This is a genomic window from Pseudomonas sp. NPDC090233 (assembly GCF_044772285.1).
Classification (GTDB): Bacteria; Pseudomonadota; Gammaproteobacteria; order Pseudomonadales; family Pseudomonadaceae; genus Aquipseudomonas.
The window spans coordinates 1-24,835 of record NZ_JBIVYQ010000008.1 but is presented as its reverse complement, the minus strand read 5'-3'; the positions used below and the strand labels follow the sequence as shown (position 1 = coordinate 24,835).

Genomic DNA, 24,835 nt, shown 5'->3' with positions numbered 1-24,835 from the left:
CCTGGGCGGCGTGGGTAACAGATTTTTGCGGGAACTGATGTGTTACCTGGGGCCTTGGCGGCCCCAGTGGCTCATTCGCTGGTAGCGTTGCTTTTGCGCCGTGGAATGCCCAGGCGCTGGCGGCGTTCCCAAAGGCACTTGCGACTGACACCCAGCTTGCGCGCGAGCTCGGTCTCGGTCATGTGGTCCTGATGCTCGAGCACGAAATGCTGGAAGTAATCCTCCAGCGACAAGTCTTCGGTCGGCTCATGGCTGGCGCTGTTGGCGCTGGCCGCGACCAGGGCACTGTCGAGCAGGTCATCGTCGTCCAGGTCGCCCAGTTCGATATCGATGCCCAGCAGGTCGGCGGAAATTTCCGCACTCTCGCTGAGAATCACCGCGCGCTCCACAGCGTTCTCCAGCTCGCGCACGTTGCCTGGCCAGCTGTAGTGACGGATGGCTTGCTCGGCTTCGGCGGAGAAGTGCAGGTCGTCGCGGCCGATGCGTGCGCTCTGGCGGGCAAGGAAGGCGCTGGCGATCTCGTTGACGTCGCTGCCACGCTCACGCAGAGCAGGCAACTTCAGGGCGATCACGTGCAGGCGGTAATAAAGGTCTTCGCGGAATTGCCCGGCCTTGGCCAGGTTCTTCAGGTCTCGGTGGGTGGCGGCGATCAGGCGTACATCGACCTTTTGCGACTGCACCGAACCGACTCGGCGGATTTCGCCTTCCTGCAGCACCCGCAGCAGGCGGGCCTGGGCTTCGAGGGGCAACTCGCCGATTTCGTCGAGGAACAGCGTGCCGCCGTCCGCAGCCTCCACCAGGCCGGCACGGCCGGCACTGGCGCCGGTGAACGCGCCTTTTTCGTGGCCGAACAGTTCCGACTCGATCAAGGTTTCAGGAATGGCCGCGCAGTTCACCGAGATCATCGGCGCCTTGGCGCGCCGCGACAGGTTGTGCAGGGCGCGGGCAACCAGCTCTTTACCGGTGCCCGACTCACCCTGGATCAACACGTTGGAGTCGGTAGGCGCGACCTTGCGGATTTTGCTGTACATATCCTGCATCGGCGGGCACGAACCGATGATGCCGATTTCGCCATTGGCCGATGCCGGGCTGGCCTTTTCGGCTGGCGCCGCCTTGCCATTGCCGCGAGGCTCGGCAACCGGCGCCGGTGCTGGCGCGTTCTGCCGGTCGCGCAGGATCCGTGCCACGGCCTGGAGCATCTCGTCGTGGTCGAACGGCTTGGCGATGTAGTCCACCGCGCCCATTTTCATCGAGTCGACCGCCGAGCGCAGGCTGGCGTAACTGGTCATGATCAGCACCGGAGTGCCCTGGCCGAGCTTGATCAGCTCGGTGCCAGGCGCGCCGGGCAGGCGCAGGTCACTGACGATCAGGTCGAAGGTGGCAATGCTGAAGCGTTCCTGGGCTTCCTGGACCGAGCCGGCTTCGCTGACCTGGTACTGGTTCCGCTCGAGCAGGCGACGCAGGGCCGAGCGGATGATGGTTTCGTCTTCGACGATCAGAATATGCGGCATTGATTCAATTCTCTCGACGGTCTCGAATTTCAGGGGACGTCGCTACGACATGCCGGGGCAGGGTCACGCGGATCCGTGTGCCACGTTGCCGTTCGATGTCGGCCGGGCTGTCGATGGTGATTTGCCCATAATGCTCTTCCACGATGGAATAGACCAGAGCGAGCCCCAGTCCGGTTCCTTCGCCCGGGTCCTTGGTGGTGAAGAAAGGTTCGAACAGGCGGTCCATGATGTTTTTCGGTATGCCGCTGCCCTCGTCTTCGACGATCAGGTCGACGGTGTGATCGTTCGCCTCGCTGCGCACACGCACGGCGCTGCCAGGCTTTGATGCGTCGCGGGCATTGGAGAGCAGGTTGATCAGCACCTGGGCCAGGCGCTGTGGATCACCTTCGGCCCAGTGGTCCGGGTCGCAGAGGTTGTAGAACTGTACTTCGAAATTGCGCCGGTTCAACGCCAGCAGACCGATGGCATCCTGCGCCACTTCGGCCAGGCACACTGGCTCTTCGCTGTTCTGGTGGCTGCCGCCGGCGTGGGCGAAGCTCATCAGCGATTGGACGATGCGCGATACCCGTTTGGTCTGTTCGAGAATCTGGCTCGACAGCTCGGTGATCTCGCCATCGCCTTCACGTTCTTCGCGCAGGTTCTGCGCCAGGCAGGCGATGCCGGTGATCGGGTTGCCGATTTCGTGGGCCACGCCAGCGGCGAGGCGGCCAATGCTGGCCAGGCGCTCGGAGTGCACCAGCTTGTCTTCCAGGGCCTGGGTTTCGGTGAGGTCTTCGACCAGTAGCACCAGGCCGCTGTTACCGGGTGCCAACGGCTCGTCGATGGCCGCCTTGTGCAGGTTCAGCCAGCGTGGCTGACCATCCAGTGCCAGGCGCTGCTTGTGCAAGTGTTCATCGGGCACGTCGATAAAGCCCTGCAGCAAGCCGCGCCAGGGCTCACCGATGGTCACCAGACGGGAACCGACTACGTGTTTGGCGGCAATCCCGGTCAGTTCTTCCATAGCCTTGTTCCACATCAGGATTTCCTGATCCTTGGCCAGTGAGCAGACGCCCATGGGCAGTTCTTGCAAGGTCTGGCGATGGTAACGGCGCAGGGCATCGAGCTCGGCGGCGAGGCCGGTGAGGCGTGAGTGGTAGTCTTCCAGGCGGCTTTCGATGAAGTGGATGTCTTCGGTGACGTAATTTTCGTTACCGGACTTGTAGGGCAGGAATGTCTCCACCATGTCCTGGGCCACACTCGGCCCCATCAGGCCCGAAAGATTGGCCTCGATGCGGTCGCGCAGGCGGCGCAAGGCATAGGGGCGGCGTTCGTCGAACGGCAGGTAAAGGTCACGCAGCGCTTGTTCCACCTCTTTTTGCGCGGCCTTTGCGCCCAGTGGCTTGGCCAATTGCGTGGCGAATTCCTGCGGCGAAGCGGCGTGCAGTTCGCGGCGCTGCGGGCGGCGCACGTTGTCCACTGCGCACGCCTCGGCGGCGCTGACTTCTTCGCTGCTGGCGTTGGTGAACAGCGAAATCAGCGTGAACAACAGCACGTTGGCTGCCAGCGAGGCGATCGCCGCCATGTGCCAGCTGGTGTCGTCGAGCACATAGATCATGTCCAGCAGTGGGATGTAGAAGCCCTGCAGGTTGCCCAGCAGCGGCAGCAGCATGGTCACCATCCACACCAACGTGCCGGCCAGCAGGCCCGCGATGAAGCCGCGTCGGTTGGCGGTCGGCCAGTACAGTACCGATAGCACGCCAGGCAGGAACTGCAAGGTGGCGACAAAGGCGACGATGCCCAGGTTGGCCAGGCTCTGGTGGTTGTTCTGGGTCAGGTAGAACATGAAACCGGCGGTGATGATCGCGACGATCAGCGCGCGGCGGGTCCACTTCAGCCAGCGGTAGATGTTGCCCTCGGCAGGCGGCTGGTACAGCGGCAGCACCAGGTGGTTGAGGGCCATGCCCGACAGCGCCAGGGTGGTGACGATGATCAGCCCGCTGGCGGACGCCAGGCCACCGACGTAAGCCAACAGCGCCAACGCCTTGTTGTTGGCAGCGATGCCCAGCCCCAGGGTGAAGTACTCGGGGTTGGTGCTGGCGCCCAGGCGCAGCCCGGCCCACAGCACCAGGGGCACGGCCAGGCTCATCAGCAGCAGGAACAGCGGCAGGCCCCAGCTGGCGCTGACCAGCGAGCGCGGGTTGAGGTTTTCGGTGAAGGCCATGTGGTACATGTGCGGCATGACGATGGCCGAGGCGAAGAACACCAGCAGCAGGGTGCGCCATGGGCCTTCCTGCAGCGGCGTGTGCAGCGCCGCCAGGGCGGTCTGGTTCTGCAGCAGCCACACTTCCAGCTCATGCGGGCCGCCGAACACGCCATACAAGGCATAAAGCCCGATGCCACCCAGGGCCAGCAGCTTGATCACCGACTCGAACGCGATGGCGAACACCAGGCCTTCATGTTTCTCGCGCGTGGCGATATGGCGTGAGCCGAAGAAGATGGTGAACAGGATGATCAGCGCGCAGAAGGCAAACGCCACCCGGGCCTTGACCGGCTCGCCGGTCAGAATGCTGATCGAGTCGGCCACCGCCTGGATTTGCAGGGCCAGCAGGGGCAGTACGCCGATCAGCATGATGATCGTGGTCAGTGCGCCGGCCCAGGTGCTGCGAAAGCGGAAGGCCAGCAGGTCTGCCAGCGACGACAGCTGGTAGGTGCGAGTGATCTTGAGGATCGGGTAGAGCAATACGGGCGCCAGCAGAAACGCCCCGGATACCCCCAGGTAACAGGCGAGGAAACCGTACCCATATTGATAGGCCAGGCCCACCGAGCCATAGAAGGCCCAGGCACTGGCATAGACGCCGAGCGACAGGGTGTAGGTCAGTGGGTGGCGAATGATCGAACGGGGGATCAGCCCACGCTCGCTGATCCAGGCCACGCCGAACAGCACCATCAGGTACCCGGCGCTGATCAGGATCATCTGGGTCAGGCTAAAGCTCATCGGCATCTCGTTGGCTCTGCAGGATGAAGGTGACGACGATCAGGATCAGCCAGAGCAGGTAGGGGCGGTACCAGGCTCCGGTCGGTTCGATCCACCAGTCCATGATGGCCGGGGAGAACAGGTAGATCCCCACGACCAGAAGCAGGACCAAACGATAGATGTACATGCTGGCCTCGATGGTTGGGCGCTGCGGGCTTGGACTTATTATTGGCGCAAATGGCTGGGGCGATGCTAGCGGGAATCGGTGGGGTTAGCCAAGGGTTTGAAAGTATTGGGCTTTTGTTTTGAGAGGTGTGTTGCCTGTGCTGGCCTCATCGCGGCTGAAGCCGCTCCTACCAGTACCGCAGTGGGAGCGGCTTTAGCCGCGAAGGGTTTCAGCGAAGATCAGCCTCTGGCACTGTCGTCCGTTGCGCAATCGCCTCTGGCCGCCACTGTTGCCGCGCTACCGCGAGCACTTCAGCGGGAGTGGCAGTCATCAACTCCGGGTCGGCTTCCTGGCCCAACGCCCGCAAGGCGCGCAACAGCAGTGGCGTTGCCTGACCCGCTTCAAGCGGCGGTGAACGGTATGACTTGCCCAACTTGTGCCCATCGGGCTGAACGATCAGCGGTATGTGCAGGTAACGCGGCTGGGAGAAGCCCAGCAGCTCTTGCAGGTACAACTGGCGTGGCGTGTTGTCGAGCAGGTCGGCGCCGCGCACGATGTCGGTGACACCCTGCCAAGCGTCGTCCAGTACCACTGCCAATTGGTAGGCATAAAGCCCGTCACGGCGCTGAATCACGAAATCACCCACTTCGCGGCCCAAGTGCTGTTCGAATGCACCTTGAACTCGATCGTTGAAGCGGTAGATCAGTTCCGGCACTCGCAGGCGGATAGCCGCACCTTCACGGGCATGCCCGGCGTTTCGGCAAAAGCCCGGATAGATGCCGTTGTAGTCCTCCAGCTGTTTGCGTGAGCAGGTACAGGCGTAGGCCAGGCCCATGCTGAACAGGCGGTCTACTACCGCGCCGTAGGCGTCATGGCGTTGGCTTTGAAACACTACCTCGCCATCCCATTCCAGCCCGTAGCGCTCCAGGGTCTGCAGGATCGCATCGCGAGCACCGGGCATTTCCCGAGGCGGGTCGGTGTCTTCCATGCGCAGTAGCCAGCGGCCATCGACCGCGCGAGCGTCGAGCCAGGAGGCGAGGGCGGCGACCAGCGAGCCGAAGTGCAGAAATCCGCTGGGAGTGGGGGCGAAGCGTCCGATGTAGCGCGAGTCGTTCATGGCTGTGGGTACGTCTGAAAATGAAACGGGGCGCCTGATGCGCCCCGTTCGGATGGGAAGAAGACTCAGCCTTTGCCGACTGTCTTTTCCTTTTTCTCCGCGATTTCCTTGCAGTCGAAGCACAGGTCCGCAGTGGGACGGGCTTCCAGGCGACGCAGGCCGATTTCGATGCCACAGGAGTCGCACCAGCCGTACTCTTCGTCCTGGATCTTCTGCAGGGTCTTGTCGATCTTCTTGATCAGCTTGCGCTCGCGATCGCGGTTGCGCAGTTCCAGGGCGAATTCTTCTTCCTGGCTGGCACGGTCGGCCGGGTCGGGGAAGTTGGCCGCTTCGTCCTTCATATGCGTCACGGTCTGGTCCACGCTCGTCATCAGCTCAAGCTTCCAGGCGCCCAGAAGTTTGGTGAAATGCTTGCGCATGGGCTCACCCATGTACTCTTCGCCCTTGGTCTCTTTATAGGGCTCTACACCGTACATGGTCTGGTTGGTTTTTTGCTTTTCTACGGTGGACATGAATAGACCGCCTCTCACTCATCTGATCCAATGCGCAGGATGCTCCATCTCCGGCGACCGCCGGCCCTGCGACTGCGAGCCGCCGAACTTACCAGATAGATCGGGGGTGCGCTAGCCCGTCCAATCCTCCGTATTGACAGCGGCCCTGGCCACACGTTCGGTCGGTTGCAGCGGTAGAATCACCAGTTTAGACCCAATTGAGAGAAGGCCCATGGCTCAGTCCTACAGTGCGCGCAGCCGCGCCATCGAACCCTTCCACGTCATGGCGTTGCTTGCGCGGGCCAACGAGCTGCAGGCGGCCGGGCACGATGTGATCCACCTTGAAATCGGCGAGCCGGACTTCACCACCGCAGCGCCGATCGTCGAGGCCGGCCAGGCCGCGCTGGCTGCCGGGCATACCCGTTACACGGCGGCACGCGGCCTGCCGGCGCTGCGTGAAGCAATCGCGGGCTTTTATGATCAGCGCTACGGCGTTGCGGTCGACCCGGAACGCATCCTGATCACCCCCGGCGGCTCTGGCGCGCTGTTGCTGGCCAGTAGTCTGCTGGTTGACCCAGGCAAGCACTGGCTGCTGGCGGATCCGGGATACCCGTGCAACCGCCACTTCCTGCGCCTGGTCGAGGGCGGTGCGCAGCTGGTGCCGGTGGGGCCTGAAGTGAACTACCAACTGACCGCCGAGCTGGTCGGCCGTCACTGGGACCAGGACACCGTCGGTGCTCTAGTGGCTTCGCCGGCCAACCCGACCGGCACGGTGCTCGATCGCGATGAGCTTGCCAACCTGTCCAAGGCGACCCGCGCACACAATGGCCACTTGGTGGTGGATGAGATCTACCACGGGCTGACCTATGGCATGGATGCCCCCAGTGTCCTGGAAGTGGACGACTCGGCGTTCGTCCTGAATAGTTTTTCCAAGTATTTCGGCATGACCGGTTGGCGCCTTGGCTGGTTGGTCGCCCCGCCTGATGCCGTCGCTGATCTGGAAAAGTTGGCGCAGAACCTATACATCAGCGCCCCTAGCATGGCCCAGCACGCCGCGCTGGCCTGCTTCCAGCCTGAAACCCTGGCGATTTTCGAAGCACGCCGCGCCGAGTTCGCCCGTCGCCGTGACTATCTGCTGCCCGCACTGCGCGAGTTGGGCTTCCGCATCGCCGTGGAACCTCAAGGCGCGTTCTATCTATATGCCGACATCAGCGCCTTTGGCGGTGATGCCTTCGCTTTCTGCCGGCACTTCCTGGAAACCGAGCACCTGGCCTTCACCCCGGGCCTGGATTTCGGCCGCTACCTGGCCGGTCATCACGTACGGTTTGCCTACACCCAGAGCCTGCCGCGCCTGGAGGAGGCGGTGCAACGCATCGCCCGTGGCCTGCGGACCTGGCAGGGGTAGGTGATGTTCTTTCCATTACTCGAACAGGGGCGCCTGCTGCGCCGCTACAAACGCTTCCTGGCAGACATCGAACTGACCAGCGGCGAGCAACTGACTATCCACTGCCCCAACACGGGCTCCATGCTCAATTGCATGCGCGACGGCGGGCAGGTCTGGTTCAGCCGCTCCAACGACCCCAAGCGCAAGCTGCCGGGCACCTGGGAAATCAGTGAGACGCCGCAAGGGCGCCTGGCGTGTGTCAACACCGGGCGGGCCAATGCGCTGGTCGAAGAAGCGCTGCGCGCCGGGGTGATCCGCGAATTGGCCGGCTTTACGACGCTCAAACGCGAGGTGGCCTATGGCGAAGAGGGCAGCCGCGTGGATTTTCGCCTGGAGTTCGCTGACGGACCGGCCTATGTCGAGGTCAAGAGCGTCACCCTGGGGTATCCGGATACGGCCGTGGCTGCCTTCCCGGATGCCGTTACCCAGCGCGGTGCCAAACACTTGCGGGAGTTGGCGACCTTGGCCCGACAGGGTATTCGCGCTGTACAGCTGTACTGCGTGAACCTCACCGGCATCGAAGCCGTGCGCCCGGCCGATGAAATCGATGCGGCCTACGCCCAGGCCCTGCGTGCCGCAGTGGCAGATGGGGTGGAGGTATTGGCCTATGGCGCCCGGCTGGATGCCGAGCAGATCGTCATCGAGCGTCCGTTACCGGTACTGCTCAATCCTTGAGCCAAATGCCCTGGCTGTCTTCCAGGCAGCCAAGGGCCTGCAACGCGTCACCCTCGCAGGGGCCGGCCACGCACTCGCCGCTTTCGATCAGGAACAGCGCACCGTGGTGGGCACAGTGGATCAGGCTGGCGCTGTCGTCGAGAAATGCGTCCGCCTGCCAGTTCAACGGGATGCCCCGGTGCGGGCAGCGGTTGTGGTACAGGTGCACCAGGCCCTGGCGACGCACGCCGAACAATTCGATGCCGGCTACGCTGAAGGCGCGGCTTTGGCCCTCGGCCAGTGCTGCGGAAGTACAAAGAAAGTGCATTGCAGGGACGACTCGTGAAACAAAGTGATGGCTTGACGCTTCAATGCGAATAATTATCAAATTGCCCGCATTCGCTGCGCCCGGCCGTCTATGGTGCGCAGTTCCGCCGCTCGCCACAAGGCGTGGGGCCTGCCTTCAGAAGGAATCCGATGATGCGTCGTCCTGCTGCCTTGCTCGCCTTGTGCGCAGCCCTCGTTGCTTCCACCCAGGCCCTGGCCGACGACCTGCCGCAACGCTGGGTCAGCGCTGGCGGCGCGTTGAGCGAGTGGATCAGCGCACTGGGTGGTGAACCACGCCTGGTGGGGGTCGACACGACCAGCCAGCATCCCGAGTCGCTGAAGGCCCTGCCAAGCATCGGCTATCAGCGCCAGTTGTCGGCCGAGGGCATTCTCAGCCTGCGCCCGGATGTGCTGGTGGGCACTGAAGAAATGGGCCCGCCACCGGTGCTGGCGCAGATTCGTAAAGCCGGCGTTCGGGTCGAACTGTTCTCCAGCAAGGCTGAACTGGCTGCCGTCGATGCCAACCTCAAGCAGTTGGGGGCGTTGTTGGGTAGCGAGCAGAAGGCTGCAGAGCTGGCTGCGGAATATCATCAGCAGCTCGAAGCACTGCAGGTTCAGGTCAAGCAAGCCCAGGCCAGCCACAAGGCGCCAGGGGTGTTGCTGCTGGTCGGGCATGCGGGGGCCAAGCCGCTGATTGCCGGCCAGGGCACCGCGGGTGACTGGCTGTTGCGTCAAGCCGGGGCGCGCAACCTGGCCGAGCACCAGGGCTACAAGAACTTCTCCAATGAGGCGCTGGCGGCGCTGGATCCGGATGTGGTGGTGTTCTCCGACCGCGCCCTGGTCGGTGACCAGGCCCTGCAGGCACTGCTCAAGGAAAACCCGGCCCTGACCGCTTCGCGTGCAGTACGTGACAAGCGCCTGGTTTCACTTGACCCGACCCTGCTGGTCGGCGGCCTGGGCCCGCGCTTGCCGGTCGCCCTGCAGGACCTGGCGGCAGCGTTCTACCCGGCGGCCAAGGTAAGCCTCACGCAATGAAGCAGCGCGTCCAGCCACGAACACTGATCGTCTGTCTTAGTCTGTTGTGCCTATTGGCGGTATGGCTGTCATTGGCCCTGGGGCCTGTCAGCCTACCGCTGTTCGATACCTTGCGCGCCGGGATTCGGCTAGTGGGGCTGCCCATTGCCGGTGATGACCTGCAGCAAGCCGAAATGATCCTGGGCCAGATTCGCTTGCCGCGCACATTGCTGGGGTTGGCGGTTGGCGCGGTGCTGGCGCTTTCCGGCGTGGCCATGCAGGGGCTGTTTCGCAACCCGCTGGCGGATCCGGGGCTGGTGGGTGTGTCCGCCGGGGCGGCAATGGGTGCCGCAGTCGCCATCGTTGGCGGCAGCTGGTTTGGCGGGATGCCTGAGGCGTATGCGCCCTATCTGTTGTCACTGTGCGCCTTTGTCGGTGGCCTTGGGGTGACCGCGCTGGTCTATCGCCTGGGGCGGCGCGACGGGCAGACCAATGTCGCCACGATGTTGCTGGCTGGCGTGGCAATGACGGCGTTGGGCGGCGCTGCGGTGGGCCTGTTTTCCTACCTGGCTGATGACGCCACCTTGCGCACGCTGACATTCTGGAACCTGGGCAGCCTCAACGGTGCCAGCTACGACCGGTTGTGGCCGTTGCTGCTCATTGCCACGGGGGTAGCGCTCTGGTTGCCGCGCCGTGCGCGCGCACTGAATGCCTTGCTGCTGGGAGAGTCCGAGGCGCGGCACCTGGGCATCGAAGTGGAGCGGCTCAAGCGCGAACTGGTGTTCTGCACGGCGTTGGGCGTGGGGGCGGCGGTGGCGGCGGCTGGGTTGATCGGCTTCATCGGCCTGGTGGTGCCGCACCTGGTGCGCTTGCTGGCCGGGCCTGATCACCGCGTGGTGTTGCCCGCATCGCTGCTGGCCGGCGGCGTGCTGATGCTGCTCGCCGACCTCGTGGCGCGGTTGGCGCTGGCGCCTGCCGAGTTGCCAATCGGCATTGTTACGGCCTTTATCGGCGCTCCGTTCTTTCTGGTTTTGCTGATTCGAGGGCGCAGCTGATGTTGCAAGTCGAGGGCCTGCACCTGCGGCGCGGAAGCAATGAAGTACTGCATGACATCCACCTGCAGTTACACCCTGGCCAGGTCATCGGTGTGCTAGGCCCGAACGGAGCGGGCAAGAGCAGCCTGCTGGGCGTGCTGTGTGGCGAGCTGGCGCCCAGCCAGGGGCGGGTGACGCTGCGGGACCGGCCGTTGGCCGACTGGGCCGGGCCGGAACGGGCCAGGCGCCTGGCGGTGTTGCCGCAGATATCCAGCCTGGGCTTTTCGTTCCGGGTCGAGGAGGTGGTGGGCATGGGGCGCATGCCGCACGACAGCGGCCAGGTGCGTGACACCGAGATCGTCGAGCAGGCACTGCGTGCAGCGGATGCCTGGCACCTGTTGGGGCGCAGTTACCTGGCGCTGTCGGGCGGTGAGCGGCAACGGGTTCACCTGGCGCGGGTGCTGGCTCAGCTATGGCCGGGCGAGGAGGGCACGACCCTGCTGCTCGACGAGCCAACCTCGATGCTCGACCCGTTGCACCAGCACACCACGCTGCAGGCCGTGCGCAGCTTTGCCGATCGGGGGGCGGCGGTGTTGGTGATCCTGCATGACCTGAACCTGGCGGCGCGCTACTGTGATCGTATCCTGTTGCTCGAACAGGGCCGCTGCCACGCTCAGGCCTCACCTCAGCAGGTACTGACGCCCGAGGCATTGAAGGCCGTTTTTGGCATCGATGTGCTGGTTCAGGCTCACCCGGAGCGTGGCCATCCGCTGATCATCACGCGTTAGGAGGTGTCGATGCGCGCTCCATTGCTGTCTGGTCTCGTGTTGTGCCTGGTATTGGCGGGCTGCCAGGCCAGCTTGCCGCCGTTGCCGGCCTGGCAGAGCAGTGAGGGGCGCGACAGCGCCCAACTGGGGCAAATCCACGATCTGGCCAGCGGCCAAGTCATCAGCCCCGGACAGATGGTCAGGCAATTGGCGGGCGTACCGCGCGTGCTGGTGGGTGAAAAACATGACAACCCCGACCATCACGCCCTGCAACTCTGGTTGATGCGCGCCTTGCAGGCCGAGCGCCCCCAGGGGAGTCTGCTGCTGGAGATGCTGCAACCTGAGCAGCAACCCCAGGTCGACGCGCTCCAGGCCCAGGCCCAGTTGCCGGAGGATTTGCCCAAGGCACTGGCGTGGCAGGAGGGCTGGGACTGGCAGCTGTATGGGCCGATCGTGCGCGAAGCATTGGCTACCCACATTCCACTGCTGGCGGCCAACCTGTCGCTGAGCGAGATGCGCCAAGCCTATCGGCAGCCGACACCCTTGTCGGGGGCGCAATCCAATGCGCCTGCGGTAAAGGCGGCACTGCTCGAACACGTGCGGGCCGGCCATTGCAATCTGCTGCCGGAAAGCCAACTACCGGCCATGCTGGCTGTGCAGCAGCAGCGTGATCGGCGTATCGCCGAGCGGTTGTTGGCAGCGCCTCAGCCGGCATTGTTGTTGACCGGCGCGTACCACGCACGCAAGGATTTGGGCGTGCCATTGCATCTGGCTGATCTGGGTGCGAAAGGGCAGAGCAAAGTGTTGTTGCTGGCCGAGGTGGGTGAGCAAGTCGAGGCGGGTATGGCCGACTACGTGTGGTACACGGCAGCGACACCGGAGCAGGATTACTGCGCGCAGTTGCGCAAATAACCTACTACCGAATTTCAGGGAAAAAAGACCCGGCAAAACTGCCGGGTCAATAACCGTGATTAGCCTGATGAGGAGATAATCTGAGAGTCCGAACCAGGGGCTTTCAGGTTATCCAACCAGTCTCGCGACCAGTTGTGATAATCATAACGATTCTCATTTCGTCGTCAATCCCCTATTCGGATTTATTTCATATTTTTTTGCGCTGGGCATTTTGCGTCCAGTTGTTGATTGAGCGCTTCTTTGCGCTCGGCCGGCAAATCGTTCCAGTGCATGTCCAGTAGCGCGCCTTCAATGGCGTACAGCAACACCTTCGATGCCCGGAATCCTCGTGTTTTCACGGCCTGGTAGGCACCCACCGCGCCGAGCCGACGCAAATCCGATGCACTGTGGATACCGGCCGCATGCAACCACTGCGCAGAGGTCTTGCCAAGATTCTTCAGATGCTGCAATTCATCGTTCATCGAGCCTCCTTGCGATGGCTGAACGGGTCTTGGAGTTAAATCGCGAGCAGGTCAGAAAGGAGTGTAGCGGGGGTTGGAAAATGCGCGGCCTTTTGCCATCGGCGGCGACGAGATGCCCTGTTTGCGGGGGAGTGGGTTCGGAGCGGCCGAGCGCCGCCCCGAATTTTAGTGGAGCTTACAGGCCTGGCAGGCGCTGACGGATCTGATCGATCACTTTGTCCATGCTGCCGGCGTCCTGGGTATCGACACGCGTGCTCTGCTGCTGCTCCATCTCGTCGAGCCGCTCACGGCTGGCTTGCTGTGCCTTGACCACTTCCAGGGTGGCGTCCGACGGGTCGGTGTTTTCTGCCTGGCGCTGCTCCAGCCAGCTGGCAATAACCGCTTCTGGTGCCTGGCAATCGAGGATCAGGAACGGCACGCCGGTCTCGCTGGCGACCTGGGCTGCGGCTTTGCGCTGTTCGCGCTTGAGGTAAGTGGCATCGAGCACCACGGGGAAGCCTGCGCGCAGGATGGTCGCGGCCAACTGGTGCAGGCGCTGGTAGGTGGCGGCGCTGGCGTCTTCGCCGTAGATGCCGGCTTGCAACTGGCCAGCTTGGGCTTGCTGCTGCTCACCGAACAGGCGCTTGCGCTCCACGTCCGAGCGTACGCGAATGGCGCCCAGTGCTTCGACCAAACGCATGGCCACATGGCTCTTGCCCACGGCCGAAACTCCATGGGTGATGGCCAGCAGGCGCGAAGGGATAGCGCTGTAACTTTCGGCCAGGTTGGCGTAATTGCGATAGGTGCGCAGGCTGGTGGCGCGCTGCACGCCGTCGGCATTGGCAGGCATGCTGAACAGTGCGATCTTGGCGCGGACCAGGGCACGGTAGGCCTTGTAGAAGTTCAGCACTTCCAGGCCTTCATAGTCACCGGTCAGCTCCAGGTATTGGCTGACGAAGCGACGTGCCAGGCACTTGAGGCCGCGGTCTTCGAGGTCCATGGCGAGGAAGCCGGTGTCGGCCCAGACGTCGGTCTTGCGGAACGGTTCGTTGAATTCGATGCAGTCGAAGATCACGACCTGGCCATCGATCACCGTGGCATTGCCCAGATGGATGTCGCCATGGCATTCACGGATGAAGCCATTGGCTTTGCGCGCGGCGAACAGGCCTTCAAGGCGCTCGAAGCTGCTGCGCGCCCATGCCTGCAGGTTGTCCAGCTGCTGCAGGTCGGCCTTGTCGGTGAGGAACGGGCGAATCTGCTCGAAGTTCTGCTCGACCGGCGCCATGACGCTGTCTGGTGAGCCGAACGGCTGATCGGCAGGCACTACCGGGGTCTGCAGGTGGAACTCGGCGATCTGCTTGGCCAGCTGATCGATATGGCCAGCGTTCAGTTCGCCATTGGCCTGCAGAGTGTTGAGCATTTGCCCCTGGGGGAACTGGCGCATCTTCAGCGCATACTCGATCGCCACGCCTTCACCGCCAATCTGCGGGGCTTCGGCGCTGCCGGTGATCGGCAAAACATCGAGGTACAGGCCTTCGGTCAGGCGTTGGTTCAGGCGCAATTCTTCGTTACAGAAATGCTGGCGCTGGTCCAGGCCAGTGAAGTCGAGGAAGCCGAAGTTCATCGGCTTCTTGATCTTGTAGGCGTACTCGCCGGTGAGCAGAACCCAGGAGATGTGCGTCTCGATGAGCTGGAACCCGTCCACGGGGTGAGGGTAGAGGGCAGGGTTCTGCAATGCTGTGATCAAGGCTTGGCTCACGGGAAATCCTTCCGGGGGCAGGGAATTCGAAGGCGACATTATGGTCAATGGTGCCGCCCCTGCCTACCGCCAGAGGGCGCCTGCCCAGCCTTTATAAAGTGCGTATAATCCGCCGCCATGACTCGAACCCGAAATTCCCGTACCCCTCAGAAACGCCCGACCGGCCGCTCGCGCGCCTGGCTGGGCTGGGCCTTGAAGCTCAGCCTGGTCGGTTTGGTGATCGTCGCCGGCTTCGCGGTTTACCTCGATGCCATCGTTCAGGAGAAATTCTCCGGCAAGCGCTGGACCATCCCGGCCAAGGTGTACGCCCGGCCACTGGAGCTGTTCGTCGGCCAGAAACTGAGCAAGAACGACTTCCTCACCGAGCTCGACGCGCTCGGCTATCGGCGTGAAAGCGCGGCCAATGGCCCCGGCGCTGCGGCCGTCAATGGCAATACCGTCGACCTGAACACCCGCGGCTTCCAGTTCTACGAGGGCATGGAGCCTGCGCAGTTCGTGCGCGTGCGCTTCTCTGGTGATTACGTCGCGGGGCTGTCCGGTGCCAATAACGGCAAGCTCGATGTGGTGCGTCTGGAACCGTTGATGATTGGCGGTATCTACCCGAAGAACCTCGAAGACCGCATCCTTATCAAGATCGACCAGGTGCCGCCGTACCTGCTCGAAACCCTGGTGGCCACGGAAGATCGCGACTTCTACAGCCACTTCGGTGTGTCGCCCAAGTCCATCGCCCGTGCGATGTGGGTCAATACCTCAGCCGGCTCCATGCGCCAGGGCGGCAGTACCTTGACCCAGCAGTTGGTGAAGAACTTCTACCTGACCAGCGAGCGCAGCCTGAGCCGCAAGGCGACCGAAGCGATGATGGCCGTGCTGCTGGAGATGCATTACGACAAGCGCGAAATCCTCGAGGCCTACCTCAACGAGGTGTTCGTCGGCCAGGATGGCCAGCGCGCGGTGCATGGCTTCGGCCTGGCCAGCCAGTTCTTCTTCAGCCAGCCGCTGGCGGAGCTCAAGCTGCACCAGATCGCCTTGCTGGTGGGTATGGTCAAAGGGCCGTCCTACTACAACCCGCGACGTTATCCGGAGCGTGCACTGGCGCGGCGTAACCTGGTCCTGGACCTGGTGGCCGAGCAGGGCGTGGCCAGCCAGGAAGCGGTCGATGCGGCGAAGAAAATGCCGCTGGGCGTGACCAAGCGTGGCAGCCTGGCCGATAGCTCGTTCCCGGCCTTCCTCGACCTGGTCAAGCGGCAGCTGCGCCAGGACTACCGCGATGAAGACTTGACCGAAGAAGGCCTGCGTATCTTCACCAGCTTCGACCCGATCCTGCAGATGAAGGCCGAGACGTCGATGAACGAGACGTTCAAACGCCTGGCAGGGCGCAAAGGTTCCGATGCCGTCGAATCGGCCATGGTCGTGACCAACCCGGAAACGGGCGAGGTGCAGGCGCTGATCGGCAGCCGCCAGTCCGGTTTCGCTGGCTTCAACCGTGCCATCGACGCCGTGCGGCCTATCGGTTCGCTGGTCAAACCTGCCGTTTACCTGACCGCGCTGGAGCAGCCGAGCAAGTACACCCTGACCAGTTGGGTGCAAGACGAACCGTTCTCGGTCAAAGGTGCCAACGGCCAAGTGTGGCGCCCGCAGAACTACGACCGTCGCCCGCATGGCACCATTTACCTGTACCAGGGCCTGGCGAACTCCTACAACCTCTCCACCGCCAAGCTGGGGCTGGAAGTGGGCGTGCCCAACGTGATCAAGACCATCGGGCGTCTGGGTGTGAACGTCGACTGGCCTGCCTTCCCGGCGATGCTATTGGGTGCCGGTGGCATGTCGCCCATGCAGGTCGCGACCATGTACCAGACCATCGCCAACGGCGGCTTCAACACGCCGATGCGCGGTATCCGCAGTGTACTGACCGCCGAAGGCGAGCCGCTCAAGCGCTACCCCTTCCAGATCCAGCAGACCTTCGACCCGGGCTCCATCTACCTGGTGCAGAACGCCATGCAGCGTGTGATGCGCGAAGGTACCGGCCGCTCGGTGTACAACGTGCTGCCCAGCTCGCTGACCCTGGCGGGCAAGACCGGCACCAGTAACGATTCGCGTGACAGCTGGTTCTCCGGCTTCAGCCAGGACCTGCTGGCCGTGGTGTGGATGGGCCGTGACGACAACGGCAAGACCCCGTTCACCGGTGCTACCGGGGCCCTGCAGGTGTGGACCAGCTTCATGAAGAAGGCTGACCCGCTGCCGCTGGACATGCCGCAACCGGACAATGTGGTGCAAGCGTGGATCGACCCATACAGCGGGCAAGGTTCCGACGGAAGCTGTCCGGGAGCGGTGCAGATGCCGTATATTCGCGGGAGCGAACCGCCCGCCGGCGCAACCTGTGGCGGCGAGCAAAATCCGGCAGAATCGGTCATGGACTGGGTCAAAGGCTGGATGAATTAAGCCCTGGCAGCATTGATGAGGTGTGAAGTGAATAAGTGGTTGTTTCCTGCCGTGACGGCACTGGTGGTGCTCCAGGGTTGCTCCAGCGTTCAGCGTGGCAACATCCCGGTGGTCGATTCGAGCACGCGCGTGTCCAACAGCGAGCGCGTGACGGCCAACCGTTCGGCGGCCGGCATGAACAACGGCACTTCGCAGGCGCAGTCGCTGCCCGAGGACTCCGGTGTGACCGTGATGATTCCGCAAGGTGCGGGTGCCACGGGCATCCAGACCTTCCCTGCGGGTAACGGCGCGGCGCCAATCAGCACCGCACCGATCACGACTGGGCCGGGCGCTTCGGCACCGATGACGACCAATCCCAACCCGATCGCCGACGAACCTTTCGACATCGCTTCGATGAGCAGTGCCCCGGCCGCGGCCAGCGCACCCACCGGCATTCCGCGCAGCGGTGCGGCATCCGGCGGCCTGTCGGCTGACGAGCAGCTCGACGGCCCGGTGCTGGCGCTGCTGACCACCGCCCAGTCGCAACAGGGCAGTGGCGACTTCAACGGCGCGGCATCGAGCCTGGAGCGTGCCCAGCGCATCGCCCCGCGCGAGCCGCAAGTGCTGTTCCGCCTGGCTCAGGTTCGTCTGTCGCAAGGAGACGCCGCACAGGCCGAGCAGCTGGCGCGCCGCGCCCTGACCTACGCCAATGGTCGCCCCGACCTGCAGGCCGAATTGTGGAACACCATCGCCCAGGCGCGCGAAAAGCAGGGCGATAGCGCGGGTGCCGCGCTGGCTCGGCAGAAGGCGCGGGTCAATTCGTGATGATCGAGCAACGTATTCTGGATATCGCCGATCATCTGCTGCTCATTGAGCAAGAGCTGCACGTGCAGGGCTGGTGGCAGGAGGAACCGCCAAGCGACGAAGCGCTGGCAAGCACCGTGCCGTTTGCCGTCGATACGATGAGCTTCGAGGAGTGGCTGCAGTGGATCTTCCTGCCTCGCATGAAGATCATCATCGAGCTGGGCCATCCACTCCCCAACGCCTCCGGCGTTCTGGTGATGGCGGAAACCGTGTTCGTCGACCGGCCGGAGCAGAGTCGCGAGCTGCGTCGACTGCTAGCAGCATTTGATCAATTGATCGCTCCTTCCGCCTGATTTCTTCTCTTTTTCCATCAAGGGCCGCAGATTGTGGCCCTTTTTTATGAAAAACGTATTGATTCTGCTGCTGACGGGGTTTTTAGTGGTGGCAGGAATTCATCTTGGGGAAAAATTGGCAATAATTTTTCTTGACTTGTTGCCGCCAAATCACAAGAATCCAGATTCCGCTGTAGAGGGACTGCCAGAAGCAGACCCGCTAAGCAGATCATGAGGCGCACACCCGCGCCGACCTGTTACACCCCGCAACGCGTTACCTCGCGCTGGGTGGGATAACCCCGCAACACTCTGGGGCGCTCCCAATACTTGCTCAGTCAGTGCTGACGTTCGCTCATGCTCTGCTTGGCAGTAAACCTATTAAGACCCGTCCACTAGGGACGGTATTCTGGCGTTTTAGAGGTGAACAACGTGGAGCTTTTATCTGGCGCTGAGATGGTCGTCCGCTTCTTGCGTGACGAAGGCGTTAAGCACATCTACGGGTACCCTGGTGGTGCTCTCCTGCATGTTTACGACGCCCTGTTCAAGGAACCGGAAGTCGAGCACATCCTGGTTCGTCACGAACAGGCCGCAACCCATATGGCGGACGGCTACGCCCGCGCCACCGGCAAGGCCGGTGTGGTGCTGGTAACCTCCGGCCCGGGCGCGACCAATGCCATCACCGGTATTGCCACCGCCTACATGGACTCGATTCCGATGGTCATCCTGTCCGGCCAGGTGCCTAGCACCATGGTAGGTACCGATGCCTTCCAGGAAACCGACATGATCGGTATCTCGCGGCCGATCGTGAAGCACAGCTTCATGATCAAGAGTGCCATCGAGATCCCTGAAGTTCTGAAAAAAGCCTTCTACCTGGCGCAATCCGGCCGTCCAGGCCCGGTCGTGGTCGACATTCCAAAAGATATGACCAACCCGGCCGAGAAGTTCGAATACGTCTACCCGAAAAAGGTCAAGCTGCGCTCCTACAGCCCGGCGGTCCGTGGCCACTCCGGCCAAATCCGCAAGGCGGCCGAGATGCTGCTGGCGGCCAAGCGCCCGATCGTCTATGCCGGTGGCGGCGTGATTCTCGGCGGCGGCTCCGAAGCCCTCACCGAAATCGCCAAGTCGCTGAACCTGCCGGTCACCAATACCCTGATGGGGCTTGGTTGCTTCCCGGGTACCGACCGCCAGTTCGTCGGCATGCTCGGCATGCACGGCAGCTACACCGCCAACATGGCCATGCACAATGCCGACGTGATCTTCGCCGTCGGTGCGCGTTTCGATGACCGTGTGGTCAACGGCCCGGCCAAGTTCTGCCCGAACGCCAAGATCATCCACATCGACATCGACCCGGCGTCGATCTCCAAGATGATCAAAGCCGACGTGCCAATCGTAGGCCCGGTCGACAGCGTGCTCACTGAGATGCTCGGCATCCTCAAGGAAATCGGCGAGCAGCCAGACAAGGCCGCGGCCGAAGCTTGGTGGAAGCAGATCGACGAATGGCGTGGCGATGGCGACCTGTTCCCCTACAACAAGGGCGACGGCAGTGTCATCAAGCCGCAGACCGTGATCGAGACCCTCTGCGAAGTGACCCATGGCGATGCCTTCGTCACCTCCGACGTCGGTCAGCACCAGATGTTCGCGGCGCAGTACTATCGCTTCAACAAGCCGAACCGCTGGATCAACTCCGGTGGCCTGGGCACCATGGGCTTCGGTTTCCCGGCGGCCATGGGCATCAAGCTCAACTTCCCGGATCAGGACGTGGCCTGCGTTACCGGCGAAGGCAGCATCCAGATGAACATCCAGGAGCTGTCCACCTGCATGCAGTACGGCCTGCCGGTGAAGATCGTCAACATGAACAACGGTGTGTTGGGCATGGTCCGCCAGTGGCAGGACATGGCCTACAACGGTCGTCACTCGCATTCCTACGTCGAGTCGCTGCCTGACTTCGTCAAGCTGGCCGAGGCCTATGGCCATGTGGGTATCCGCATCACCAGCCTGAAGGACCTCAAGCCGAAGCTGGAAGAAGCGTTTGCGATGAAGGACCGCCTGGTGTTCATCGACATCGCGGTCGACCGTACCGAGCACGTCTATCCGATGCAGATCAAGGATGGCTCGATGCGTGACATGTGGCTGAGCAAGACGGAGCGTACCTGATATGCGGCACATCATTTCCCTGCTGCTGGAAAACGAACCCGGTGCTCTGTCCCGCGTGGTCGGCCTGTTCTCCCAGCGCAACTACAACATTGAAAGCCTGACCGTGGCGCCGACCGAAGACCCGACCCTGTCGCGTCTGACGCTGACCACCGTTGGCCATGACGAAGTGATCGAACAGATCACCAAGAACCTCAACAAGCTGGTCGAAGTGGTCAAGCTTGTCGACCTGTCGGAAAGCGCTCACATCGAGCGTGAACTGATGCTGGTCAAGGTCAAGGCCACCGGTGCCCAGCGTGCCGAGATCAAGCGCACCACGGATATCTTCCGTGGCCAGATCGTCGATGTGACCGCCAGCGTGTACACCGTACAGCTGAGCGGTACCAGCGACAAACTGGACAGCTTCATCCAGGCCATCGGCACTGCATCGATTCTCGAAACCGTGCGCAGCGGCGTCACCGGCATTGCCCGTGGCGACAAAGTGCTCAGCATCTAAATTCAAAAATTAGCGATGGCTCCGCAGGGGCCGAGATATAACCAGGGGTATTTTCATGAAAGTTTTCTACGATAAAGACTGCGACCTTTCCATCATCCAGGGTAAGAAAGTCGCCATCATCGGTTACGGTTCCCAGGGCCACGCCCAGGCGTGCAACCTGAAGGACTCCGGTGTAGACGTTACCGTCGGTCTGCGTAAAGGTTCGGCCACCGTTGCCAAGGCAGAAGCCCACGGCCTGAAAGTTGCCGATGTTGCCACCGCTGTCGCTGCGGCCGACCTGGTGATGATCCTGACCCCGGACGAGTTCCAGGGCGCGCTGTACAAGAACGAGATCGAGCCGAACATCAAGAAGGGCGCTACCCTGGCCTTCTCCCACGGCTTCTCGATTCACTACAACCAGGTCGTGCCACGTGCCGACCTCGACGTGATCATGATCGCGCCGAAGGCCCCAGGCCACACCGTGCGTTCCGAGTTCGTCAAAGGCGGTGGTATCCCTGACCTGATCGCTATCTACCAGGACGCCTCGGGCAACGCCAAGAACGTTGCTCTGTCCTACGCTTCGGGCGTTGGCGGCGGCCGCACCGGCATCATCGAAACCACCTTCAAGGACGAGACCGAAACCGACCTGTTCGGTGAGCAAGCCGTTCTGTGCGGCGGTACCGTTGAACTGGTCAAAGCCGGTTTCGAAACCCTGGTCGAAGCTGGCTACGCGCCGGAAATGGCCTACTTCGAGTGCTTGCACGAACTGAAGCTGATCGTTGACCTCATGTACGAAGGCGGCATCGCCAACATGAACTACTCGATCTCCAACAACGCCGAATACGGTGAGTACGTCACCGGCCCGGAAGTCATCAACGAAGAATCCCGCAAGGCCATGCGCAACGCTCTGAAGCGCATCCAGGACGGCGAATACGCGAAGATGTTCATCTCCGAAGGCGCCACCAACTACCCATCGATGACTGCCAAGCGCCGCAACAACGCCGCTCACGGCATCGAAGTCATCGGCGAGCAACTGCGCTCGATGATGCCGTGGATCTCGGCTAACAAAATCGTCGACAAGACCAAGAACTAAGTCTTATCGAATGACGAAAACGCGGCTTCGGCCGCGTTTTTTCGTTCTTGCGGTCAGCATCTGGTATAAAGCAGACCAGTGGCCTGCCGTCAGAAACGTTTTCGCAGGCCCGTTTCGACCATTTTCCATCCTGTTGCAAGGTACCCTCCATGAGCGAACGTCCCGAAGAGCCGAACAAGCCCTCCGACGCCGAAAGCCTGCTACCTGTCGATGAGCACGTTGAAGAAGGGCATGACGCCGAAGGGCGCAAGGTGCGCCATCGCGGCATCTACCTGTTGCCCAACCTGTTTACCACCGCCAACCTGTTTGCCGGTTTCTATTCCATCATCAACTCGATGAGCGCGCAGAGCGCCTTGAGTGCGGGTGACCCGCGCGAGGCGAGCAAGTACTTCGCCTTTGCCGCCATCGCCATCTTCGTGGCCATGGTGCTGGATGGCCTCGATGGCCGTGTGGCACGCATGACCAATACCCAGAGCGCCTTCGGTGCCGAGTACGACTCGCTGTCGGACATGGTCGCCTTCGGTGTGGCTCCGGCCTTGCTGGCCTTCGGCTGGGCGCTGGGCGACATGGGCAAGGTCGGCTGGATGGTCGCCTTCATCTATGTGGCCGGTGCTGCATTGCGCCTGGCGCGCTTCAACACCCAGGTCGGTACCGCCGACAAACGCTACTTCATCGGCTTGGCCAGCCCAGCTGCCGCGGGTGTCGTCGCGGGTACCGTGTGGGCCTTCAGTGACTATGGCATCCAGGGTTCCAAGCTGTCGTTCCTGGTGGCGCTGTTGGTTGCCGCAGCAGGCATGCTGATGGTCAGCAACATCAAGTACAACAGCTTCAAGGAGCTGGACCTCAAGGGGCGTGTTCCCTTTGTCGCGATCCTCGCTGTGGTGTTGGTGTTCGCGGTGGTGTTCAGCGACCCGCCACGCATCCTGCTGCTGATCTTCCTTGCCTACGCGGCATCCGGGCCGATCCAGTACCTGTTGCGCGGTCGTCGCCGTAAAGCGTGACAATGATTTAATGCTGGAATAACCCTCAGGCTCCATAGTCTTACTGGTACATCCGTTATCCAGTGCTATGGAGCCGCCATGCTCATCAAGCTTCCCCGGTCTTCCGACTGCAAGGCATCGGAGATCACCCCCGAAGGTATCTATCTTTCCCGTCGCACCCTGCTGGGTGGGTCGCTCGCCGGCCTTGCCCTGGGCGCGGTGCCGCTTGCCGCGCGAGCGGCCGAGGCATCGCGTTACGCAGGTGTCGAGGCGGGCGCTGCGCCTGCCTGGTTCAGCGACAAGCTCGCCGGAACGCGTTGGCAGGCAGTTACGGTCAAGGACGAGGCGATCACGCCGTTCAAGGATGCCACTCACTACAACAACTTCTATGAGTTCGGGCCTGACAAGGGCGACCCGGCGGCCAATGGCGGGAGCCTGAAGACTGAGCCCTGGTCGGTGGTGGTCGATGGCGAGGTGGGCAAGCCGGGGCGCTACGCACTGGAGGACTTCGTCAAACCTCTCCAACTTGAGGAGCGTATCTACCGGCTGCGGTGTGTCGAGGCTTGGTCGATGGTCATTCCTTGGCTGGGTTTTCCTTTGGCTCAGATACTCAAGCAGGTCGAGCCGACGTCGAAGGCACGCTATGTGCGTTTCGAGACTCTGCAGGATCCGCAGAGCATGCCGGGCCAACGTTCGGGCTTCGCGTTGATCAAATGGCCTTATGAAGAAGGCTTGCGCCTGGATGAGGCAATGAATCCGCTGGCCATCCTTGCAGTCGGCATGTATGGGCGCGAACTGCCCAATCAAAACGGTGCGCCACTGCGCCTAGTGGTTCCGTGGAAGTACGGGTTCAAGAGCATCAAGTCGATCGTGCGGATCAGCCTGGTCGCCGAGCAGCCGCGCACTACATGGCAGAGCCTGGCTCCCGATGAATATGGCTTCTATGCCAACGTAAACCCTGAGGTCGACCACCCGCGCTGGACTCAGGCGCGTGAGCGGCGATTGCCTAGCGGCCTGTTCAGTCCGAATGTGCGGCAGACACAGATGTTCAATGGCTACGCTGATGAAGTGGCGTCGCTGTACGCCGGTCTCGATCTCCGGAAGAACTACTGATGCGTTATCCCTGGCTGCGTTTGGCTATTTTTATCGTGGGCTGTCTGTTTCCGCTCTGGTGGCTATATGAGGCGGCGATGAGCCTGCTAGGGCCGGACCCAGGGAAGATCCTGATGGATCGATTGGGCCTGGGCGCGTTGACCTTCCTTTTAGTCACGTTAAGCATGACTCCGCTGCAAAAGCTGTCGGGGTGGTCGGGCTGGATCGTGGTGCGTCGGCAACTGGGGTTGTGGTGCTTTGCTTATATAGTGCTGCACATCCTTTGCTACCTGTTCTTCATCCTGGGGCTGGACTGGGGGCAATTCGCTGTCGAGCTGCGCAAGCGGCCGTACATTATTGTGGGTGCATTAGGTTTCCTTGGCTTACTGGCGTTGGCGGTGACCTCCAATCGTTACAGTCAGCGCCGCTTGGGGGCGCGCTGGAAGAAGCTGCATAAGCTGGTGTATGTGATTCTTGGTTTAGGTCTGCTGCACTTCCTCTGGATCGTTCGTTCAGACCTGCGCGAGTGGGCGATCTATGCCGCTATTGGTTCCGTCCTGATGGGGTTGCGGATTCCCGCCGTCGCCAAGCGTGTACCCCGAGTAATCGGGCGGGGTAGGGCGATTTGAAATATTCTTGAAATAAAGGTTGACGCACTTTCGAATCCCCTTATAATGCGCCCACTTCCAGCGACATCGGAACAACAAACTCCTTGAGATTCAATGAGTTAAGTAGTTCGGAAGGTGCTGGAAGGGCTACGATCGAATGATCGCAAGCGGTTGAAGGTGGTTGACAGCGCTTCTAAGCGCTGTAGAATTCGCCTCCCGCTACGAGAGATCGCAGCGAGCCAAGTGTTTGAAGCTAAACGAGTTTCTCGCAAAAAACTTCAAAATAAACGCTT

General features: G+C 62.1%; 24 protein-coding genes. 16 read left to right on the top strand and 8 right to left on the bottom strand.

Annotated features, from left to right (window positions below; all coding sequences use genetic code 11):
- Positions 1-71: 71 nt before the first annotated feature.
- The 5 genes from ACIQUF_RS21910 to dksA all read right to left on the bottom strand — a co-directional run bounded on the left by ACIQUF_RS21910 (position 72) and on the right by dksA (position 6,259).
- On the bottom strand, positions 72-1,511 hold the full coding sequence (locus ACIQUF_RS21910) for a sigma-54-dependent transcriptional regulator (RefSeq protein WP_403135379.1): 1,440 nt from the start codon (positions 1,509-1,511) through the stop codon (positions 72-74).
- Positions 1,512-1,515: 4 nt separating this feature from the next.
- Positions 1,516-4,491: a sensor histidine kinase gene (locus ACIQUF_RS21905; protein ID WP_403135377.1), complete on the bottom strand. Its 2,976-nt coding sequence runs from the start codon at positions 4,489-4,491 to the stop codon at positions 1,516-1,518.
- Positions 4,475-4,651: a hypothetical protein gene (locus ACIQUF_RS21900; protein WP_003250005.1), complete on the bottom strand. Its 177-nt coding sequence runs from the start codon at positions 4,649-4,651 to the stop codon at positions 4,475-4,477. Before ACIQUF_RS21900 ends, ACIQUF_RS21905 begins: the two co-directional genes overlap by 17 nt.
- 208 nt (positions 4,652-4,859) lie before the next feature.
- On the bottom strand, positions 4,860-5,747 hold the full coding sequence (gene gluQRS, locus ACIQUF_RS21895) for a tRNA glutamyl-Q(34) synthetase GluQRS (protein WP_403135375.1): 888 nt from the start codon (positions 5,745-5,747) through the stop codon (positions 4,860-4,862).
- Between the two features lie 65 nt (positions 5,748-5,812).
- The gene (dksA, locus tag ACIQUF_RS21890) at positions 5,813-6,259 is read right to left on the bottom strand and encodes an RNA polymerase-binding protein DksA (protein ID WP_054892595.1); all 447 of its coding nucleotides are present in this window, start codon (positions 6,257-6,259) and stop codon (positions 5,813-5,815) included.
- A 211-nt stretch (positions 6,260-6,470) separates the two neighbouring features.
- On the opposite strand from dksA, the gene ACIQUF_RS21885 reads away from it, so the two are divergent.
- Together ACIQUF_RS21885 and sfsA are read left to right on the top strand one after the other, a co-directional pair.
- Complete coding sequence (locus tag ACIQUF_RS21885; protein WP_403135373.1) at positions 6,471-7,643, top strand: pyridoxal phosphate-dependent aminotransferase; 1,173 nt, start codon at positions 6,471-6,473, stop codon at positions 7,641-7,643.
- A 3-nt stretch (positions 7,644-7,646) separates the two neighbouring features.
- On the top strand, positions 7,647-8,357 hold the full coding sequence (gene sfsA, locus ACIQUF_RS21880; protein ID WP_403135371.1) for a DNA/RNA nuclease SfsA: 711 nt from the start codon (positions 7,647-7,649) through the stop codon (positions 8,355-8,357).
- Here sfsA and ACIQUF_RS21875 read toward each other — a convergent pair.
- A complete protein-coding gene (locus tag ACIQUF_RS21875; RefSeq protein ID WP_403135370.1) occupies positions 8,347-8,664 on the bottom strand; it encodes a Rieske (2Fe-2S) protein in 318 nt (105 codons plus the stop codon). The two genes, sfsA and ACIQUF_RS21875, sit on opposite strands and share 11 nt — an antisense overlap.
- A gap of 149 nt (positions 8,665-8,813) precedes the next feature.
- Here ACIQUF_RS21875 and ACIQUF_RS21870 point away from each other — a divergent pair, with 149 nt between their 5' ends.
- Genes ACIQUF_RS21870 through ACIQUF_RS21855 form a run of 4 tightly spaced genes read left to right on the top strand, consistent with a single transcriptional unit; the run spans position 8,814 to position 12,390 of the window.
- Positions 8,814-9,698 carry a hemin ABC transporter substrate-binding protein gene (locus tag ACIQUF_RS21870; protein WP_403135368.1) on the top strand — a complete coding sequence of 295 codons (885 nt, stop codon included), beginning with the start codon at positions 8,814-8,816 and terminating at the stop codon, positions 9,696-9,698.
- Complete coding sequence (locus ACIQUF_RS21865) at positions 9,695-10,732, top strand: FecCD family ABC transporter permease (protein ID WP_403135365.1); 1,038 nt, start codon at positions 9,695-9,697, stop codon at positions 10,730-10,732. Before ACIQUF_RS21870 ends, ACIQUF_RS21865 begins: the two co-directional genes overlap by 4 nt.
- Entirely contained in the window at positions 10,732-11,499 is a 768-nt protein-coding gene (locus tag ACIQUF_RS21860; protein ID WP_403135363.1) for a heme ABC transporter ATP-binding protein, read from the top strand. The genes ACIQUF_RS21865 and ACIQUF_RS21860 overlap by 1 nt, the downstream gene beginning before the upstream one ends.
- A 9-nt stretch (positions 11,500-11,508) precedes the next feature.
- On the top strand, positions 11,509-12,390 hold the full coding sequence (locus ACIQUF_RS21855) for a ChaN family lipoprotein (RefSeq protein WP_403135360.1): 882 nt from the start codon (positions 11,509-11,511) through the stop codon (positions 12,388-12,390).
- Between the two features lie 182 nt (positions 12,391-12,572).
- Here the strand turns inward: ACIQUF_RS21855 and ACIQUF_RS21850 are convergent, their stop codons facing one another.
- The gene (locus tag ACIQUF_RS21850) at positions 12,573-12,851 is read right to left on the bottom strand and encodes a TfoX/Sxy family protein (protein WP_400798416.1); all 279 of its coding nucleotides are present in this window, start codon (positions 12,849-12,851) and stop codon (positions 12,573-12,575) included.
- A gap of 175 nt (positions 12,852-13,026) precedes the next feature.
- The gene (locus ACIQUF_RS21845) at positions 13,027-14,589 is read right to left on the bottom strand and encodes an AAA family ATPase (RefSeq protein ID WP_403135359.1); all 1,563 of its coding nucleotides are present in this window, start codon (positions 14,587-14,589) and stop codon (positions 13,027-13,029) included.
- Positions 14,590-14,706: 117 nt separating this feature from the next.
- On the opposite strand from ACIQUF_RS21845, the gene mrcB reads away from it, so the two are divergent.
- The 10 genes from mrcB (at position 14,707) to msrQ (ending at position 24,563) form a co-directional block, all read left to right on the top strand.
- Positions 14,707-17,028 (top strand): penicillin-binding protein 1B, encoded by a 2,322-nt coding sequence (gene mrcB / locus ACIQUF_RS21840; protein WP_400798410.1) that lies wholly within the window; start codon positions 14,707-14,709, stop codon positions 17,026-17,028.
- A gap of 15 nt (positions 17,029-17,043) precedes the next feature.
- The gene (locus ACIQUF_RS21835; protein ID WP_403135357.1) at positions 17,044-17,832 is read left to right on the top strand and encodes a tetratricopeptide repeat protein; all 789 of its coding nucleotides are present in this window, start codon (positions 17,044-17,046) and stop codon (positions 17,830-17,832) included.
- Complete coding sequence (locus ACIQUF_RS21830; protein WP_403135355.1) at positions 17,832-18,164, top strand: YqcC family protein; 333 nt, start codon at positions 17,832-17,834, stop codon at positions 18,162-18,164. Before ACIQUF_RS21835 ends, ACIQUF_RS21830 begins: the two co-directional genes overlap by 1 nt.
- 46 nt (positions 18,165-18,210) lie before the next feature.
- Positions 18,211-18,378, top strand: a complete 168-nt coding sequence (locus ACIQUF_RS21825; protein ID WP_403135353.1) for a hypothetical protein — start codon at positions 18,211-18,213, stop codon at positions 18,376-18,378.
- A 194-nt stretch (positions 18,379-18,572) separates the two neighbouring features.
- Entirely contained in the window at positions 18,573-20,297 is a 1,725-nt protein-coding gene (locus ACIQUF_RS21820; RefSeq protein ID WP_403135352.1) for an acetolactate synthase 3 large subunit, read from the top strand.
- Between the two features lies 1 nt (position 20,298).
- Positions 20,299-20,790 carry an acetolactate synthase small subunit gene (gene ilvN / locus ACIQUF_RS21815; protein ID WP_003250040.1) on the top strand — a complete coding sequence of 164 codons (492 nt, stop codon included), beginning with the start codon at positions 20,299-20,301 and terminating at the stop codon, positions 20,788-20,790.
- A 55-nt stretch (positions 20,791-20,845) separates the two neighbouring features.
- Positions 20,846-21,862, top strand: a complete 1,017-nt coding sequence (gene ilvC / locus ACIQUF_RS21810) for a ketol-acid reductoisomerase (protein ID WP_012312686.1) — start codon at positions 20,846-20,848, stop codon at positions 21,860-21,862.
- A gap of 149 nt (positions 21,863-22,011) precedes the next feature.
- Positions 22,012-22,863: a CDP-diacylglycerol--serine O-phosphatidyltransferase gene (gene pssA / locus ACIQUF_RS21805; protein WP_400798398.1), complete on the top strand. Its 852-nt coding sequence runs from the start codon at positions 22,012-22,014 to the stop codon at positions 22,861-22,863.
- Positions 22,864-22,941: 78 nt separating this feature from the next.
- On the top strand, positions 22,942-23,955 hold the full coding sequence (msrP, locus tag ACIQUF_RS21800) for a protein-methionine-sulfoxide reductase catalytic subunit MsrP (RefSeq protein WP_403135347.1): 1,014 nt from the start codon (positions 22,942-22,944) through the stop codon (positions 23,953-23,955).
- Positions 23,955-24,563 carry a protein-methionine-sulfoxide reductase heme-binding subunit MsrQ gene (gene msrQ, locus ACIQUF_RS21795; RefSeq protein ID WP_403135345.1) on the top strand — a complete coding sequence of 203 codons (609 nt, stop codon included), beginning with the start codon at positions 23,955-23,957 and terminating at the stop codon, positions 24,561-24,563. Before msrP ends, msrQ begins: the two co-directional genes overlap by 1 nt.
- The last annotated feature ends 272 nt before the right edge of the window (positions 24,564-24,835 follow it).

Bases quoted from the DNA above. Each gene is read 5' to 3' on its own strand.
- ACIQUF_RS21910 (WP_403135379.1), bottom strand. From the start codon at position 1,511: ATGCCGCATATTCTGATCGTCGAAGACGAAACCATCATCCGCTCGGCC.
- ACIQUF_RS21905 (WP_403135377.1), bottom strand. From the start codon at position 4,491: ATGCCGATGAGCTTTAGCCTGACCCAGATGATCCTGATCAGCGCCGGG.
- ACIQUF_RS21900 (WP_003250005.1), bottom strand. From the start codon at position 4,651: ATGTACATCTATCGTTTGGTCCTGCTTCTGGTCGTGGGGATCTACCTG.
- gluQRS (WP_403135375.1), bottom strand. From the start codon at position 5,747: ATGAACGACTCGCGCTACATCGGACGCTTCGCCCCCACTCCCAGCGGA.
- dksA (WP_054892595.1), bottom strand. From the start codon at position 6,259: ATGTCCACCGTAGAAAAGCAAAAAACCAACCAGACCATGTACGGTGTA.
- ACIQUF_RS21885 (WP_403135373.1), top strand. From the start codon at position 6,471: ATGGCTCAGTCCTACAGTGCGCGCAGCCGCGCCATCGAACCCTTCCAC.
- sfsA (WP_403135371.1), top strand. From the start codon at position 7,647: ATGTTCTTTCCATTACTCGAACAGGGGCGCCTGCTGCGCCGCTACAAA.
- ACIQUF_RS21875 (WP_403135370.1), bottom strand. From the start codon at position 8,664: ATGCACTTTCTTTGTACTTCCGCAGCACTGGCCGAGGGCCAAAGCCGC.
- ACIQUF_RS21870 (WP_403135368.1), top strand. From the start codon at position 8,814: ATGATGCGTCGTCCTGCTGCCTTGCTCGCCTTGTGCGCAGCCCTCGTT.
- ACIQUF_RS21865 (WP_403135365.1), top strand. From the start codon at position 9,695: ATGAAGCAGCGCGTCCAGCCACGAACACTGATCGTCTGTCTTAGTCTG.
- ACIQUF_RS21860 (WP_403135363.1), top strand. From the start codon at position 10,732: ATGTTGCAAGTCGAGGGCCTGCACCTGCGGCGCGGAAGCAATGAAGTA.
- ACIQUF_RS21855 (WP_403135360.1), top strand. From the start codon at position 11,509: ATGCGCGCTCCATTGCTGTCTGGTCTCGTGTTGTGCCTGGTATTGGCG.
- ACIQUF_RS21850 (WP_400798416.1), bottom strand. From the start codon at position 12,851: ATGAACGATGAATTGCAGCATCTGAAGAATCTTGGCAAGACCTCTGCG.
- mrcB (WP_400798410.1), top strand. From the start codon at position 14,707: ATGACTCGAACCCGAAATTCCCGTACCCCTCAGAAACGCCCGACCGGC.
- ACIQUF_RS21835 (WP_403135357.1), top strand. From the start codon at position 17,044: ATGAGGTGTGAAGTGAATAAGTGGTTGTTTCCTGCCGTGACGGCACTG.
- ACIQUF_RS21830 (WP_403135355.1), top strand. From the start codon at position 17,832: ATGATCGAGCAACGTATTCTGGATATCGCCGATCATCTGCTGCTCATT.
- ACIQUF_RS21825 (WP_403135353.1), top strand. From the start codon at position 18,211: ATGAAAAACGTATTGATTCTGCTGCTGACGGGGTTTTTAGTGGTGGCA.
- ilvN (WP_003250040.1), top strand. From the start codon at position 20,299: ATGCGGCACATCATTTCCCTGCTGCTGGAAAACGAACCCGGTGCTCTG.
- ilvC (WP_012312686.1), top strand. From the start codon at position 20,846: ATGAAAGTTTTCTACGATAAAGACTGCGACCTTTCCATCATCCAGGGT.
- pssA (WP_400798398.1), top strand. From the start codon at position 22,012: ATGAGCGAACGTCCCGAAGAGCCGAACAAGCCCTCCGACGCCGAAAGC.
- msrP (WP_403135347.1), top strand. From the start codon at position 22,942: ATGCTCATCAAGCTTCCCCGGTCTTCCGACTGCAAGGCATCGGAGATC.
- msrQ (WP_403135345.1), top strand. From the start codon at position 23,955: ATGCGTTATCCCTGGCTGCGTTTGGCTATTTTTATCGTGGGCTGTCTG.